The organism is Streptomyces sp. CB02261, assembly GCF_001905665.1.
Taxonomy (GTDB): Bacteria; Actinomycetota; Actinomycetes; order Streptomycetales; family Streptomycetaceae; genus Streptomyces.
Genome location: NZ_LIVX01000006.1, coordinates 150,384 through 167,237 on the forward strand (window position 1 = coordinate 150,384; position 16,854 = coordinate 167,237).

General features: G+C 71.8%; 10 protein-coding genes. 2 read left to right on the forward strand and 8 right to left on the reverse strand.

The genetic code is table 11. The features are described 5' to 3' along the window. The 6 genes from AMK29_RS20985 to AMK29_RS21010 form a co-directional block, all read right to left on the reverse strand. Complete coding sequence (locus AMK29_RS20985; RefSeq protein ID WP_073815146.1) at nt 1-1,224, reverse strand: ATP-binding protein; 1,224 nt, start codon at nt 1,222-1,224, stop codon at nt 1-3. Next, nucleotides 1,221-6,398: a hypothetical protein gene (locus AMK29_RS20990; protein ID WP_073815148.1), complete on the reverse strand. Its 5,178-nt coding sequence runs from the start codon at nt 6,396-6,398 to the stop codon at nt 1,221-1,223. Before AMK29_RS20990 ends, AMK29_RS20985 begins: the two co-directional genes overlap by 4 nt. Further along, a complete protein-coding gene (locus AMK29_RS20995; protein WP_073815150.1) occupies nt 6,395-7,255 on the reverse strand; it encodes a DUF4132 domain-containing protein in 861 nt (286 codons plus the stop codon). Before AMK29_RS20995 ends, AMK29_RS20990 begins: the two co-directional genes overlap by 4 nt. Nucleotides 7,256-7,628: 373 nt before the next feature. Beyond that, nucleotides 7,629-8,342, reverse strand: coding sequence for a tectonin domain-containing protein (locus AMK29_RS21000; RefSeq protein ID WP_073815152.1), 714 nt, complete (start codon nt 8,340-8,342; stop codon nt 7,629-7,631). Nucleotides 8,343-8,673: 331 nt separating this feature from the next. Beyond that, nucleotides 8,674-10,326 (reverse strand): cellulase family glycosylhydrolase, encoded by a 1,653-nt coding sequence (locus AMK29_RS21005; RefSeq protein ID WP_073815155.1) that lies wholly within the window; start codon nt 10,324-10,326, stop codon nt 8,674-8,676. A gap of 690 nt (nt 10,327-11,016) precedes the next feature. Further along, nucleotides 11,017-11,190, reverse strand: a complete 174-nt coding sequence (locus tag AMK29_RS21010) for a CsbD family protein (protein ID WP_073815157.1) — start codon at nt 11,188-11,190, stop codon at nt 11,017-11,019. Between the two features lie 232 nt (nt 11,191-11,422). On the opposite strand from AMK29_RS21010, the gene AMK29_RS21015 reads away from it, so the two are divergent. After that, entirely contained in the window at nt 11,423-12,628 is a 1,206-nt protein-coding gene (locus AMK29_RS21015) for an alpha/beta hydrolase family protein (RefSeq protein ID WP_073815158.1), read from the forward strand. Nucleotides 12,629-12,809: 181 nt separating this feature from the next. Further along, the gene (locus tag AMK29_RS21020) at nt 12,810-14,318 is read left to right on the forward strand and encodes a DUF4246 domain-containing protein (RefSeq protein ID WP_073815160.1); all 1,509 of its coding nucleotides are present in this window, start codon (nt 12,810-12,812) and stop codon (nt 14,316-14,318) included. A 124-nt stretch (nt 14,319-14,442) separates the two neighbouring features. Here the strand turns inward: AMK29_RS21020 and AMK29_RS21025 are convergent, their stop codons facing one another. Continuing rightward, the gene (locus tag AMK29_RS21025; RefSeq protein WP_073815163.1) at nt 14,443-16,227 is read right to left on the reverse strand and encodes a bifunctional metallophosphatase/5'-nucleotidase; all 1,785 of its coding nucleotides are present in this window, start codon (nt 16,225-16,227) and stop codon (nt 14,443-14,445) included. 269 nt (nt 16,228-16,496) lie between these two features. Next, a complete protein-coding gene (locus tag AMK29_RS21030; RefSeq protein WP_241845596.1) occupies nt 16,497-16,820 on the reverse strand; it encodes a VOC family protein in 324 nt (107 codons plus the stop codon). Between the last annotated feature and the right edge of the window lie 34 nt (nt 16,821-16,854).

The window sequence follows — 16,854 nt, forward strand, 5'->3', positions numbered from 1 at the left end:
TCAGTTCTCCAGTACCGCGCGCAGGTCCCACAGGGCACGCCACGTGGCCGACCCCTGCTCCGCGCGCCTGCGCACCGGCCCGTCCCAGTAGCCGAGCAGGCGGGCCGCGTCGGCGGGGTCGTCCTTGCGGACGACGCCGAGCAGGTGGCCGGGCAGGAGGGAGAGCACGTCCCGGTCGCCGGGGAAGTAGGCGGCGGCCAGGCCCAGGGAGCCCGCGACGGAGACCGCCTCCGCCGTGCTCATCACCGTGGAGGGGCGTTCGACCTCCCAGCCCTCCACGGAGCGACCGTCACGCAGGTCCCGGAAGGCGGTGACAAGGGCTTCGAGGACCGCGTCGTCCACCTGGTAGGCGGCGCCCGCACGCTCGACGGCCGCCCGCGACTGGCTCCGTACGAGTGCGGTCTCGGTGTCCACGTCCCCGATGGGACCCACGGTCTCGAAGTTGAAGCGCCGCTTCAGGGCGGCGGACATCTCCGAGACGCCCTTGTCCCTCAGGTTGGCGGTGGCGATGAGGGTGAAGCCGGGGGCCGCGTGCAGTTGTGCGCTTTCGCTGCCCGCGAGTTCGGGGACGGCGATCCGCCGCTCGGAGAGCAGTGACACGAGGGCGTCCTGGACCTCCGGCAGGCAGCGGGTGACCTCCTCGACGCGGGCGACGGCACCCCGGGTCATGGCGGTGAGCACCGGGGAGGGCACCAGGGCCTGCTCGGTGGGGCCCTGGGCGAGGAGCAGGGCGTAGTTCCAGCCGTACTTGAGCTGGTCCTCGGTGGTGCCCGCGGTGCCCTGCACGGTGAGCGCGCTGGTCCCGCAGACGGCCGCCGACAGCAGCTCGGAGAGCATGGACTTGGCGGTGCCCGGTTCGCCGACGAGGAGGAGTCCGCGCTCTCCGGCGAGGGTGACCACGCACCGTTCGACCAGGGCGCGTTCGCCGACGAACTTCTGCTCGATCACCAGACGGCGCGGCACTCCGGCTCCGGGTCGGGCGCCCTTGGGCAGGCTGAGTGCCTCGCCCGCGCTGCCCAGGACGAAGGTGACGACGGCGCGCGGGGTGAGCAGCCAGCCGGGCGGGCGCGGCCCCGAGTCGTGGGCGGCGAGGAAGGCCAGCTCGGTGGCGTACCGGTCCTCGGGTGGCGTGACCTGGCGGGGCGCCCGGCCGGGTGCCGTCGCCTGGTCGGGGATGCCGCCCGTGCTGGTGTTGTCCATGGTGGTCGTGGTGTCGCTCGTCATCGGCGGCGGCCCTTCCGTGCTGCGCGGGTGTCCAGTTCTTCGAAGGCGGGGGCGTCGCCGCCGCGGACCCGTGCCCAGGCGGCTGCGAACAGCGCGGGCACGGGGAGGTGGGGCAGCGTCCGGGCGGAGCCTGCCACGGGGTACAGGCGCTCCTTCCAGGTCTCCAGCGGCAGTCCGGGGGCGCCGCGTTCGAGCCAGCCGCAGGGGAGGAACAGGGTGCGGCCGGCCCGGGAGCGCTTGGCCTCCACGACCAGGTCGGTGGCGGCGAGTTCCGTCCGGGCCTTCTTCACCCGTGCCGGCTTCCACTCGGTCCAGCGGACGCAGTTGCGGTCGGTGGGGTCGGGCAGGGCGAGCAGCATCAGGTACAGGGCGGCGGCGTCCGCGCTCAGGCCGAGGGCGTCGGCGGCCTCGGTCACGAGGTCCGGCACCGCACGCGTCGGGTCCTGGGCCGGGTGGTACACGGAGCCGTCGGGGGCGCCCGCCGAGACCAGCGCGTCGGTCTCCTCGCCGAGCAGTGCGCGCAGGGCGAGCAGATCGCCGGTGCCGTACTGCCCGACGGTTCCCCCGACGAGACCGAGCGCCGGGTCGTCCGGGCCTGCCAGACCGGCCGGGCGGATCAGCAGCTTCTCGTTGCTGCCGTTACCCGGGGCGAGGAGCAGCGCCGTACCGGCTCGGACCAGACCGTCGGCGTCGGCGCCTCCGGACTCGGGGAGGCCGTGGGCTGCACGGATCGTGGGGCCGATCGAGACCCCCGACTCGGTCCAGTCCAGGCCGAGGTCCAGCACCAGGTCCGGGTCGGTGAGGCGGCCGCGCAGGGCCGCGAGTCCGCGGGGCAGGTGCGCCCGCAGGGGGTGCCCGTACGGCAGCGTGTACGCGAGGGTCTGGAGAGCGGTCAGGGCGGAGGAGACCGCACCGCGTGCGGACACCCGGCGCAGGCCCGGGCGGCCGGTGACGTCCGTGCCGTGGGCGAGCCAGGTCCGGGAGCCGGTGTTGAGGATCAGGTCGACGGCGCCCGGGGTGGTGCCCGACAGGTCGAGGTCGAGTTCCTCGGGGACGCGCACGAGGGAGGCCAGGCGCTCCTGCCAGACCTCGGCGGCGGCCTTGACGTCCGGGCCCGTGGACCACAGCTCGGCCGGGTCCTCGGGCAGCAGTGCTCGGAGCAGGGCGCGGCGGTCGTCGCGGGGCAGGTAGTTCACCGCTGCCTGGGCAGCTTCGAAGACGCGTGTCTTGGCCCCGAGCAGGGTCAGTGCCTCGGCGCCGGGCTCCGCTACGACGGCCGACAGCAGGGCCACGGACTGGAGGGGTCCGATTCCGGTGGCCGTGTGGAACGCCTCGGCGGCCTCCGGACGCCAGGGTGCCGGGCCCCGCTCCCGCACCAGGGCGGTGAGCCGGGTGAGCCGTTCCCGGGCGACGCCCTGCCGGTGAACGTGCTCGCGGTCGAGGGTGAAGCCGGGGACGGGACCGAAGACTCCGGTGGGGTCGTGGTCCAGGGCGAGCCAGCACGCCGCGTCGCTCCGGGAGTTCCGGCCGCGGTCGGCGACGACCACGACGGTGCGGGCGCCCTTGCGCAGCACCTGGCCGAGCCGGTGCACGGCCTCCTGGTGTCCCTGCCCGGGGGTCGCGCCGCGGAGCGGCTCGATGAGCACCACCTGCCGGACGGTGCCCGCCGGATCGGCCAGGGGTCCCGCGGCCAGGGTGTCCAGCAGCACGAGGAGCCCGGCGCGGTGCTCGGGGGAGGTGGTCGCCGAGGCGGCCCGGTATGCGAGCTCGGGCAGCTTGTCGAGGAGGGAGGTCCAGGTCAGCGCGTCGCCGGGCACGGTGTACTCGTCCCGCTGCCAGCCGTCCACGGGGGTGAACGGGACCTTGGACGGCACGGGCGGGCCGAACGCCGGCTCGCCGCCGAGGACATGGTTGACGGCGAGGATCTGCCGGATCGTGGTCCACCGTTTGGCGGTCCCCCACCAGGCGCCGTGCATCCGCTCGGAGCCCCAGGCGGAGGCGTCCCTCAGGGTCGTGTCATCGCCGTGCTCGGGCGCGTGGTCGAAGAACATGCCCTGGGTGCGCGCGGTGTTCCGGGGCGTGGCCGGCTGCGCGGGCTGGGGCGGTTCCAGGTACCGGGCGACCGCGGCGGCCCGGTCCACCGCGTTCCGGACGAGGGCTGCGACGCCCGCGAGGAGCCGTGCGTCGGACACCTCGGGCAGCACCCGGGCGACGGCCTCCTCGCTCATCTCCCGCGACGAGGGACCGGTGTACTCCTTGACAGCCCGGAAGGCCTCCAGGTGCCGGGCGACCGCGGCGGCGACCTCGGTGCACAGCTCCCCCGCCCGGGCGTCCGTCAGGTTCCGCAGGGCGGCGGAGCCCCGCTCGTCCCGCGGGCGCAGGGCGTGCCAGTAGGCGACGGGAGGCACGAAGGGCGTACCGGCCGCGTCGTTCCCACCGGAGGAGTCGGGGGTGACGGACCACAGGCCGCCACCGGTGCCGTCCGTGTCCGCCGGGTGCGCCACGACCGAGCGGTGGTGCAGGGCCACGACCGGCCGTGCCCCGCCGGGCAGCGTGAGGGCGCCGAGCGGCACCGGGGAGCCGCCGCCCGGCAGCGGGTGCGGCAGGGTCACCGTGTGGCCGTCGGGGGTGCCGGCGACGATCCGGTGCCCGTCGGCGGGGGCTGCCGTGCCGGTCTCGGAGACCGTACGGCGGACCCAGCGGCCGAGGACCGTGCCGTCCGTACCGAACGGGGTGGTCTCCAGGCCGGGCTGGAGGGGCAGCACCTGGCAGTGCTCGGCGAGCAGCCGGGTGCCGTCCTGCACTCCGGAGCGGAGGAAGGCGGGGAGGGACGCGCGGCCGTGGGTGCCGGCGGCCGGGTCGTACTCCAGCCACACCCGCTGCGTGCCCTGGTGGCCTTCCCTCCAGTGTCCGGTGCCGTCGGAGATGACGGCGCGCTGAGGCGGGAGAGAGGTGTCGCCGGCGTGCAGGGCCTTGCCGCCGGTGGCGCGGCCGCCGCCGGGCAGCGGCAGGCAGACCTCGTCCGAGGTGCCGGAGCCGCCCCAGCGGGCGATCTGCTCGCCGCCGACGGTGAACACCTCCGCGGGACGGTGCGACCAGTAGCCGCGCTGCTTGCCGTCCTCCCACCAGATGACCAGCAACTCGCCGTCGACGTAACGGAACGCGGGAACCCGCCAGTGGTCGACGGTGGGGGGCAGCCGGAGGGTGTGGCGCAGCAGAACGCCTTCCGGGCCGACGACGACGGCCCGTTCGAGGGTGTTCAGGATCAGCGCGGGCCAGGCGCCGGTGACTCCGACGCTCTCCGACCGGTGACGCCGCAGGCGCGCCGTGTCGGCCTCGGCGGCCAGTTCGGCGTAGGTCTCGTCGAGCGCGGGCCAGCCCAGTTCGTCGAGGACGCCGGTGCGCAGGGTGGAGGCGAGCAGCGGCTCGACGTCGTGGCCCTTGAGGAGCCGTGCGGCCTCCGGGGCGACGTCCGCGACGACGGTGCGGAACGCGGAGAGCTTGTTGAGGGCGGTGTGCAGCCCGGGAAGTCCTCGCGCGGCCGTGTACTCCTCGGCGCAGGCTGTCAGCCATTCCCGCAGGACGCCGGAGAGCACCGGGTGTGCCGCCAGCTTCGCCATGTCGGAATCGCCCGGCCGCTGACCGCGCCCGCCGCCGAGGCTGCCCACGTTCCGGCTCAGCAGGGCGCGGAAGACCGGCTGTTCGGCAACGGCGGTGAGGTCCCGCGCGCCGGGCGCGGTGTCGGCGAGCCAGGGGCCGACCGGGAGGGTGACGAGCTGTCCCGTGCCCGTGTCCTGGTCGTCCGGCTCGACGACGGGAATGCCGGAGGCCAGGCAGAGGTCGAGAAGGTCCAGGTCGGCGGTGCGCTGCCAGCGGCCCTGGAACAGCTCGACGGGCCGCCCGTCGGCGCGCAGCCGGTCGGCCATCCGGGCGGCCAGGTCGAGGGTCTGCGGGCTGCGGCCCGCCGTGACCCGGTTGCGTCGGCGGTGTGCCTCCCAGCGGGCGAGCCAGTCCGCCGGGGAGACGGACGGCTCGGCGGAGTCGGAGGGGGCGTCGGCGGAGGCGCCCGGGAGGGCGGTCAGCAGGTCCTCGGCGCCGGACTCGGCCAGCAGGGCGAGCCAGCCGGGTTCGCCGTCATCGTCCTGACCGCTCTCGCTGAAGGTCTCCGGGAAGAAACCGAGGAGCCGGACCCGCACGCTCGCGTCCTGTCGGGCGAGGACGACGAGCGCGGAGCGGTAGGTGGTCCAGAACGAGGCGGGGGCGCGGACGACTCCCGGCGATCCGATCAGATCGGCCACCAGCTCGCGTTCGGCCGTGTCGCGGTCCAGCCCGGCGGCCTTGACCAGCGCGCGCACGTCCTGCGGCAGCGCCGCGTACGGCGGCATGCCGGCCGCGCAGCGCTCGACGAGCAGACGGCGGAACTGCGCCCAGGCGTCCACCGGTGCGAGCCGGGCCACCAGGTCACGCACGTACTGCCGCAGCGCCTTGACGGTCAGGGCGCCGGCGAAGGCGAACTCCAGGAAGACGGCCCGCTGCCGGTCCTCGTCCACGACCAATCCGTGCACGCGCTCGGCCTCGCGGGCCTTGCCGAAGAAGGAGGCGGCGTAGGTGGTGTTCTCGGCCTGGAGGAAGAGGCGTGCCACCTGCTCGTAGTAGGTGGGGAGGAAGTGGGGCACGGCCCTGCCGAGCTGGGTGCCGAGGGCGTCGAAGCCCTCCTTGGCCGCTCCGGCGCGGGTCTTGGCCTGCCGGCCGAGCCGCTCGATGTCCTTGACCAGGGCCAGGGCGTGGTGGCCGTTGGCGGGGTCGTTGACCAGCGCCCACGCCGGGAAGCCCAGCGTCTCGCGGCGCACCTGCCCCACGACGGGGGCCTCGGCGGACCGGGCCAGCCCGAGGAACTCCAGGGCCAGGTCCTCGGCTTCGCCGAGCGTGCCGGGCACGAGCCGGACCACCGGGCGGTCGCCGAGGGCGGTGTGCGTGTAGGTGCGGGCGGTCAGCGCGTCGGCGTCGTCCCGGTCCGTGGTGCCGGCCGCGAGGATCGCGCCCGCCTCCAGCAGCGCCGCCGCGCGGGCCTCGGCGGCGGGGGTGGAGGTGCCCTCGCCCCGGGCCTGGGCGGGGAGGAGGACCGCGTCCGCCGTCGTCGTGTTCGTGTGGGTGTTCGTCGTCGTGGTGCTCATGCCGTCCGCTCCTCGTCCTCTACGTCGCGGCCGGCGTAGAGCGCTGCCGCCATGCGCATGCCCTCGGACCACGCGACGGGGCCGACCTCGGCGGCCGTCAGCGCGCGCCCCGCGGGGTCGGTCCAGCCCAGGGGGCCCGTCTCGGTGTCGTACGCGTCATATCCGTCGTGCTCGCCGATCCAGATGTGCGCCTCGACGGTGGCGCCGTCCTCGACGACCGGGCAGACCGCGTATCCGCCGCGCGACCGGTACCCGAGCTGGGTGACGCGGCCGTGCAGGAACCGCAGTTCCTTGAACACGCCGCCGGCGTAGGTGTCCACGGAGGTGGTCTCGGGGGCGAGGCCCGGCGGGCGGTGCCACACCTCGCGGAACAACTGCTCCACGTTCTGGCGCACTTCCAGTTCGACCGCGAACTCCCGCAGCTCGTCGAGGTCGTCGAGGAGGACGGGGTGGGGCACGCTGACGACGTCGGGGGTGATGCGTACCGTGTCGCCGTCCAGGTCGACGAGGCCGAGACCGCGGTCGGGGTCGACATCGCGCAGGAACCCGGCGACCCCGCCGTCCGCGCCGGTGACCACCACGTCCCGCAGGGCCGCCTGCCACGCCGGGTCGGGCCAGACGCGGGCCAGCACGGCGGTGGGGACGGGCAGCGAACGCACCATCCACTGCTCGACGTCCGTCAGGCACTGTCGTTCGTGCCGTTCCAGCCACTCCGTCAGCTGCCGGAGTCCGACGACCGCGGGGTCGTCCTTCAATCGGGCCGGAACGGACTTCAGCCGCCGCCCCGTCCCGTTGCGGCAGACGACCTTGCCCGCCTCCAGGGCGACTTCGTAGTCGCCCGCCGGTACCCACCCCATGCGCTGTTCTCCCCGTTGTCCCGGACGGCCGCCGGACAGGCGGCACGCTGATGAAACCCGTCAGTGGCAACGCACTGTGACGAGTGGAAGAGACTCTAGGCGCCCCCTGTGACAATGAGCCCGGACCCCCTCCGCTTCGTCCCCCCGCCCACCCGCGTCCGCGCTGGGCCTCGCGCCGCCGCCCCCGCCGTCGCCGGCGCCCGCCGCCCCTCTCCGCAAGGGGCCCCCGCCGGCACCCGGCGCCCACCACCCTTCCGGGGCCCATACGCCACGGAACCGGCCGGCACAGCCGACGGAACGTCGGCTGTGCGAGCGCAGCAGTGCGGGCCCCCGGCCTGTCCCGGCCGGGGGCCCGCATGCATGTCGGAGTGGATCAGCTGGGCTGGTCGCCGGTGTACCGGTAGATCTCGGCGCCGCTGTTGATGTGCCACACGGTGCCGTCGGCACCGGCGGCGATGTCGATGGCGGTGCCGGGGATCTTGACCCACGGGTTGGTCCCGCTGGCGTCGTTGTTGGTGTACCGGTAGATGCTGCCGGCGGGATCGACGCCCCATACGTTCGTACGGGAGCCCACCGCGATGCGCTTGAGGCTGCCGGGGACGTCCGCCCACGGGTCCGAGGGGTCCTGGTCGCCGGTGTACCGGTAGACCCGGTTGGCCGTGTTGACACCCCACACCGTGCCGTCCGCCGCCGCACCGATGTCACTCAGCGACCCCGGGATCTTGATCCAGGGGTTGGCGTCGTGGTTGGTGTACCGGTAGATGGCGCCTGCGGAGTCCACACCCCACACGTTCGTCCTGGAACCCGCGTCGATGCGGACGAGGCTGCCGGAGATGCCCTTCCACGGGTTCGCGCCGTCGTGGTCCCCGACGTAGCGATAGATCTGGTTGCCGCCGTTGACTCCCCACACCGTGCCGTCTGCAGCCGCGCCGATGTCGACGAGGCCCCCCGGGATGTTGATCCAGGGGTTGCCGTCGTAGTTGGTGTACCGGTAGATGGCGCTCGCCGCGTTCACACCCCACACCGTCGTCCTGGACCCCGCCGAGATGGCCGTGAGAGCTCCCGCGACCTTCACCCAATCAGCCATGCCAATCACCCTTCCCCGAGCTGTTGCTGACCAGGTCATCCTTGACGGGGAAGCGGGGCGATAAGAGGGTGAATGTTTGCCCTAATATCAAACAAGCCAGAAAATGGGTGTTTAAACTCTTATCACCGCTGAAGTTGAGGGCCGACACATCTTGGTGGGCGCCGTTTCGACTGGAAGCGCTGTCCCACGCACTGGGGATCGACACGCTCACCGAGCCATGCTTCCCAGCAGGCGGACACCACCGGCCGACCGCCGGCGACTCCCCGGTCGACCGGCTGCGCGAGTGGCGAACGACCCCGGGGCGCGGACGGCAGGTCCGCGCCCCGGATCGTCAGGACGTGGTGCAGGCCGCGCCATTGAGGGTGAAGGCGGCCGGGGCCGGGTTCGTCGCGCCCTTCGTTCCGATGAACCCGACCGTGACAGAACCGGACGGGGCGATGGTGGCGGTGTAGGAGGCGGGTGTCACCGCGACCGCGCTGCCGGTCTGGGTGGCGGTGCCGCCCCAGGCCTGGGCGACGGTCTGGCCGGCGGCGAACGAGAATCCGAGCGTCCAGCCCTGGACGGCGGTGGTGCCGGTGTTCCGCAAGGTGATCTCACCCTGGAAGCCGCCCGGCCATTCACCGACGACGCGGTAGCCGACGGCGCATCTCGCGCCGGGGACGGAGGCTCCCTCGTCGGTGGTGACGACGACGGAGGCCGAGCGGGCGGAACGATTCCCCGCCGCGTCGCGGGCGTAGACGGCGAAGGTGTACGTGGTGTCGGCGGTGAGGCCCGTCACGATGACCCCGGGGGCCGCGGTGGACGCGACGGGGGTCTCGGTGGTGCCGCCGAGGCGGACGACGTCGTAGCCCGTGACTCCGGTGTCGTCGGTGGCCGCCGCCCAGGTCAGGGCGGCTGAGTCGGCGGTGACGTCCCTGGCCACGGGCGCGCCGGGGGCGGTCGGGGCCTGGGTGTCCGGGGAGCCGCCGCCGAAGACGGTCGCCTCTCGCGAGGTCTGAGCGATGCCGTTCGCGCCATGGAAGATGCGCTCGCCCCAGCCGCTGAGGCGGCTCGGGTCGAAGTCGACGGCGAGGTCGAGGACGGGGTCGGTGTTTCCGCTCCACGACCAGGCGAGATAGCCGAGGCGGAGCTCCTCGGCGGCGGCCATCATGGTGTCCTCGTCAGGGTCGCCCCACTGGTCGGCAGGTCCTCCGAACTCCCCGATGACGATCGGGAGCCGGGCGGCGGTGAACGCCCGCAGGTAGTCCCGGATCTCCTGCGCGGTGTCGAAGACGCTGTACATGTGGATGGAGAAGACCAGGTCGCCGGTGGTGTCGGCGGCGTAGACGGACTGCGCTTCGGCCTTCATGACGCCCTGCCAGTCCTGGCCCCAGTTGGGCGCGTCCACCATGATCGTGTGCGCGAAACCGGCGGCGCGCAGCTTCTTCACGGCGGCGATGGTGGGGGCGGTCCAGCCGGCCGGGTCGGCGTTGCCCCACGGCTCGTTGCCGATGTTGACGATGATGTGGTTCTCCTGGCCGGCGAGGACGCTCTTCAGGCCGATCCAGTAGTCGGCCGCCTGGTCCAGGGTGCCGGCGGCCGCCTCCTCGCCGTACCCGGTGGTGTCGTGGACCTCCAGGACGCAGATCAGCCGGTTGGCCTTGCAGTCGGCGACGACCGACTGGACGTCGGCGGGGCTGTTCGCCGACCAGCGGTGGCCGTTGGAGAGCACGACCCGGACGCTGTTGGCCCCGAGGGCCTTGATGTCGGCGAGCGACTGGGTCTCGCCCGGGTACCAGGTGTGGGCGTGATTGACGCCCCGCATCACGAAGTCGTTGCCGTTGGCCTCCAGCAGCCGTCCGTCGCGGACGTGGAGTCCGGTCGCCACGGCGTCGGTCCGGGCCTGCGCGGCGGTCGCACCGAGGAGGACGTACGCGAGGAGGGTCGCGATCCCGGTCACGAGGGCGAGGGCGGCACGGGGCGGGGGCGCTGCTCGGGTATTCACGGGGCCTCCAGTCGGCGCGCTGCTTCAGAGAGTGAGCGGTGGGAGCGCTCCCATGAAGTCATCGCGACGCCGGCACGTCAAGACCTGTGCACGTAAGTCCGTTAGCGAGAGGAAGTTCTGACGATCCATCAGTGACGACACCGTGCAGGCACTTCCGGAGCGCCAGGGGGAAATCCGGCACATGACCGGGCTTGGCGGGCGACAGGGTGCACCGCTCCGGGATCGGCGGACGCTCCAGGCACCCTCGCTCTGTCCCCGCCCCGCTTCCCGCCTCTGCGCCTCCGCTTCGACCACGGGCGGCGGGGCGGGCGTACGGCGATCACGGAGCTGAGAAACCCGTCGTTCCCCGGCACCGCACTGGTGCAGCCGGACTGCACAACCCCGGGCGCCGAAGTATTGGATGCGCCGAAGTGCGCTGGGAGCCACCGGAACAGCTCTGGTCATGGACCGCCGCCGTCACCCCCACCGACGAAGCCACGGCCATCTGACCTAGGACCGAGCTCAGGAGCCCGGTCTCCTGCTGTTCACGCTGCTTCGGCACGACGGTCCAGCGCCGAACCCACTGCGGCCGCCCTTCGAACGCCTCGCGGCCAATCGGGGGCGCTCGAGGATCCACTCGCCCGGACGCAGCCGGGCCCCGACCCGGGGACGGGTCGGGGCTGGTCCTGCACCGCGTTCGGTGGCCGGCACCTAGCGCCGGAAGTTGTCCTTGACGTCTTCCTTGGCCTCGCGGGCGTTGCCCTTGGCCTGATCGGCGCGGCCTTCGGCGGTCATGCGCTCGTTTCCGACGGCGCGGCCGACACTCTCCTTGGCCTTGCCCTTCATCTGCTCCGCCTGAGCCTTGCTCTTCTCCGTGCCCGACATGGGGACCTCCTTGTGACGTACCGGATAGGTCTTGACCCCCTCCTGCTCCCCATCCGCACACGTAAACCCCCCACATCACACACCCTGCGGCCCTCCTCGCGGTCCCGTCGCCCGACGAGCGTCCTCCCCGCCCTCTGGGAAGGCCGGCATCCGACCAGGGGTGTACGGTCCCGGCGAGGGGTGCGACCGTGGGGGGACGCGGTCCCGGGGCCGGGACCGTAGCGTCCCCGACATGAACAAACTGACCCATGCGGCCGCCGCCGTCCTTCTCGCCTGCGCCGTCGCGTTACCGGCCACCACCGCCACCGCCGTCGCCGCTCCCGCCTCGTCATACGCCCCCGCCACCACCCCCGACCGGTCGGCCGACGGCGTGCGGCTGCCGGCCCCCACCGGGCCGCACAGGGTGGGGAGTTCCGTCCTGTACCTCGTGGACCGCTCCCGCACCGACCCCTGGGTGCCCGAGGCCGACGGCCGGGAAATCATGGTCACCCTGCACTACCCCGCGGCTCGTTCATCGGCCGCGGGGCACACGCCGGGCCGCCCCGCCCCGTACGCCACACAGGAGGAGGCCCGGCTGCTGCTGCAGGGCGTGCCGGTCGAGGACCCGGCATCCGTGCGGCAGGTGGCGCGGGCCCGTACGCACAGCGCGGTGAATGTGCGCCCCGCTCCGGGCCGACACCCGCTGGTGGTGCTCTCGCCAGGCTTCGGCATGCCGCGCTTCACTCTCACCAGCCTCGCCGTGGACCTCGCCTCCCGCGGCTACGTCGTCGCCTCGCTCGACCATGCCTACGAGTCGTCCGGTACGTCGGTGCCGGGCGGGCGCACCCTGACCTGCGTCGCGTGCACCGCCATGGAGGAGAGCGGCTGGTCCAAGGGGCACCTGGTGACCGGGGCTCGCGCCGCCGACACCCGCTTCGTCCTGGACCGGCTGACCGGCCCCCGGTCCGCATGGCGGTACGCGTCCTCCATCGACCGGACGCGGATCGGCATGGCCGGCCACTCGATCGGCGGCGCGAGCGCCGTCAGCGCGATGGCCGCCGACCGGCGTATCGACGCCGGTGTGAACATGGACGGCTCGTTCTGGGACACGCTTCCTGCCGACGGGCTCGGCGGGCGTCCGTTCCTGCTGCTGGGCACCGACGAGTCCCACCGGCCGGGCGGCGAGGACACCTCCTGGGACACCACCTGGACGGCTCTGGGCGGCGAGAAGCACTGGCTGACCGTCGAAGGCGCCGACCACCTGGGCTTCTCCGACGCACCCGTGCTCCTCGGCCACTTCGGCCTCCCAGGCGGGGATCTGCCGGCCGAGCGCGCGGTGGCCCTCACCCGCACCTACGTCGCCGCGTTCTTCGACGAGCACCTGCGGGGCAAGGACCAACCACTCCTCGACGGCCCGGACGAGACCTACCCCGAGGTGCGGTTCCACCGCCCTGAGTGACCCGGGGCACCGATGGCTCGCGTACGTCTCCCGTCGGCGATGAGAGCGGCCCGGAGGGACACCGCACGACCGCGGCGAAGACCTGACCCCCGGACCCGTGGGGACAGGGACCACGGCTGCGGTGTCAGTCGGCCCACGTATCCTTCCCGGCACCGCACACCGACTGGGAGGATCCGGAGAATTGACCGGCCTGTCCGCTTTCCCGCTGCCCTTTCGTGCTTCCCGTTCCCTGTCGTTCGCGACACCGCGAACGCTGAGGGAACTTCAGATGATGCAGTGCAGCGCACACATTCGGGCGAAGCCGGAATGGTTCGAGAAGATGCACGATGCCGACATCGTCGCCAGGTGGACGCGGGAGGCCCTCGCCCAGGGCCTCACCGAAGCGCAGGTTCGTCATGTGCTTGCCGAACTCGTGCATTACGCCGGGTTGCGGGACGGAGGGACCGGCGTCGAGGTATCCGCAGTCGACGGGGTGTGGCAGTCGGACACGCTGGTCGACGACAAGCTCAGGTCCCGACTGCGCGAAGCCGTGCGGGTTCTGGAGCAGGTCCCGGAAGCAGAGCGGGACTGGCATCCCGGATCCGACGGCCAGGTACTCGATCTGGTTCATCCCTCACTGTTCTGCCTGGTGAGGGGTGTGAGCGGTGCGCCGGACCGGGCGTGGCAGAACCCGGCGGACCGCTATTCGAAGTATGAATTCTCCGAGAAGTTCCAGTGGCTGCCCACGGACGTCGACGTCAGCGATGACGGCGACGTCGCCTTCCGCTCGTACATCAACAACGTCCACCCCGAGATCCATCACGAACTGGCGTCTGTCCTGCCGGACGTGTTCGCCCGCTTCCGCCCGCTGCTGGAGAACGTGCTCACGGATCTGCGCCATCCGCGACCGCTGCGGATCGAGGCCGATCCCTACGGGTGGTACGACTCGGAGCCGGAGTATCCGGACAGGTCCTCATACAGTGAGGACGGGGCCTACGCGGAAGCCGTCCGTGCGTGGGAAATGGCTCAGGACGACTGGTGGGAGAACCGCCGCCCGGTCGTCCCGGACGCGCCGGCCTTCACCGCGCCCGAGTTGCCTGATGAATCCGCCCGGGTCGACCTGCGCGGCCGTCGTCTCCAGGTCATCGTCAAGCTCGCCACCATTCATCTGACCCCGGACAAGCCTGATTACCCCGGCGGTTCCTGGCATGTCGAGGGGATGATGAACGAGCGCATCGTCTCGACCGGCATCTACTACTGGGACAGCGAGAACATCACCGAGAGCCGGCTGAGCTTCCGGACGGCACTCGACGACCCGTCCTACGAGCAGAACGACGACAACGGCCTGCGTGAGGTCTACGGCCTGGAGGACGAAGACGCACTGAACCAGGTACTCGGAGCGGCATCGACGCCTGCGGGCCGCTGCCTGGCGTTCCCGAACATCCTGCAACACCGCGTCGGCCCGTTCAGCCTCGCGGACCCCGCCCGCCCGGGACACCGTAAAATTCTCGCGTTCTTCCTGGTCGACCCGTCGGAAACGATCGTCTCGACATCCGAGGTGCCGCCGCAACAACCTTGGTCCGAATCCTCGACCATGACGCTTGACGAAGCCAAGGACTACCGCGAGCAGCTCATGCAGGAGCGCAAGTTCTTCGTCGACGAACACAACGAGCAGCTCTACGAACGAGAGTTCTCCCTCTGCGAGCACTGAACCTCTCGAATGCCGCAGGCGCCGGTACCCCTCGCTCCGTCGACGGGGCAGCGGGGGTACCGGCGTCCGCCCCCTCCCAGGGTCAGCACGCGTGCGCGTGCGGCGGCGGGGATGCTCTGTCGCGTCAGCTCTTGACGCGGATGCGGTTGAGGGGTGCGGGGGAGATCGTCTTGTGGGTCTTGAGGTACTCCACGAAGCTTTCGTGGTCGGCGCCGTTGCGGACGGGTGCGGTGTAGCCGGCGAAGGCCCCGTATCCGTCGGCTCCGACGACCGTGTAGGCGAGAGCGGCCACCCGGTACGTTCGGGCGGGATCGAGAGGCCGGCCGTTGATCACCACGTCGCGGGGGGAGACGCGGTCACCGACGGGCCGGGCCGCGTCGTAGCTGTACGAGACGTTGCGGGACACGGCGAGCGGCGCGTACTTCACCGAGCCGTCGGCCTGCTTCTGCCACTGCTGTTCGAGGATCGCGTCGAGCTGACGTCCTCGTACGCCGACGGTGAGGACCGGGTTTCCGTAGCCGTACGCGTTCCAGGACTCGCCGAACAGGATGCGTCCGTCCGCGTCGGCGGGGTGGCTCCCCTTGCCGAACGGCAGGTCGCCCCGTACGGCGTTGCTGCCCTTGGCTGGCCGCGCGGAGATCAGCGCCAGATCGGCCTGCCCCGCGCGGGTGCGGTTGGCGTTCCAGTACTGCACGTCGGCGTACAGGTCGGCAGCCGTGCTCTCCCCCGCCGCGTTCGGTGTACGGGTGAAGGAACCCGTCTGCCGGGCCAGCGGCTCGGCGAACCGTCGGGCTCCGCGCGCGACCCAGTAGTCGACGATCTTCTGGACGGCGCTGTCCGGCGCCACGTCACGCGTCACCGCGTGGTTCACGGACCGGGTGCGGTCCCTGAGGACATCGCCGGTCCTCGGATCGAGAGACAGGTTGATCTCGTTGATCACAGCGCCGTGGTTGCCCGCTTCCACGATCGGCCGGGGTACCCCGGCCGGGTCGGGCACCATGCAGTTGAAGCGCCAGTGCCAGTCTCCCGTGACGATCGCGTCGATCTCGGCGGGGACCTTCTTCGCCAGTTCGAAGACCGGGCCGAATACGGAGTCGCACGCGTTGTAGCCCGCGGTGGCGGGATCCGTCGGCGAACCCCCTTCGTGCACGTTGAGGACGATGGCCTCGACGCCGCGCCGCTTGAGTTCCTTGGTGTAGCGCTCGATGGTCCGTGCCTGGTCGAGGGCGCGCAGCTGCGGCTGGAAGGACGTCGAGTTCGTGACGGAACCCTCCACCGTGGTGCTGATGAAGCCGACCGGGATCCGCTTGCCACCGGCGGAGCGGAACCACTCGATGCGGTACGGATCCACCACCGGCCGCCCGGTCCGCGCGTCGACGATGTTGCCCGACTGGAAGTCGAAGTCGGCGCCGTGGAAGCGTCGGCCGGTGCTGTCCGTGAAGCAGCTGTCCACGTCGACCTTGCCGAAGCACCGGCCCTCTTCCATGTGCTGAACCAGGAAGTCCGCGGAGACGTCGAGCTCGTGGTTGCCCATGGCCGAGAAGCGCACGCCCAGCTTGTTGAGGACCTCGATCGTCGGTTCGTCCTGGAAGGCGTCCACTTCGAAGGGCCAGCCGGCGAAGCTGTCACCGGTGGCGAAGGTGACGGAACGGGGGTGGTCGCCACGGAGCCGCTGGAGATGGGTGGCGATATAGGCGGCGCCGCCGACGGTGACCGAGGTACCGCGCCCGGTGGGGATGGAGCCGCCCTGCCCGGCCGTGGGCGGCTGCAGATAGCCGTGGAAGTCGGTGATGCTGAGGAGTTGGACGTCGACGATGTCGTCTGCGGCTGCCGGTGAGACGGACAGTGCGCCGCCGAGAAGGGCGGTGCCCGTGGCGATGACGCCGATCCGGCGAAGGAAGTTTCTCAAGGCGATGACTCCTTCGGAGTGGGACGAGCGAACTCATCCCACTCCGCGTCGGTGTCATGGCCATGAACGAGGTGCTGCGCTCCAAGGCATGGGGAATGACCTCTTCAACGACGCCCCTCATGGAGGGCAAGTCACAGAAACGCAGGTTGGCCGATGCGCCAACTGCCGTGATCCCAGAGCCGACCACGGGCGGCGGCGACGCTTCCGGCCGCCCGGCCGGCCTCTCTTCAGCGGTTGCGTTCCGCAGACCGCGTTCCTGGGGTGCAGCCCTAGGTATGCGGCGACGAGGTCCAACCGCCGTACGGCACCGTGATCAACTCGAGGAGATGACCCACCGGGTCCACGAAGTACACCCCGCGGCCGCCGTCGTGGTGGTTGATCGCGTCCGGCTGCTTCCGGTGGGGATCGGCGTAGTGCTCGATACCACGGTGCAGGATCCGCGCGTACGCCGCCTCGAATTCCTCCTCGGAGACCAGAAAGGCGTAGTGCTGGGGGGTGATCGTCTCCGGCGGAACGGCGGCGAAGTCCAGTGTGACCCCGTTGCTCAGTTGGACAGGGCCCCACTCGGCGGAGGTCTCGAAGCCGCATTTCATCACCCGGCCCAAATGGCTCTCAAACATTGGGATT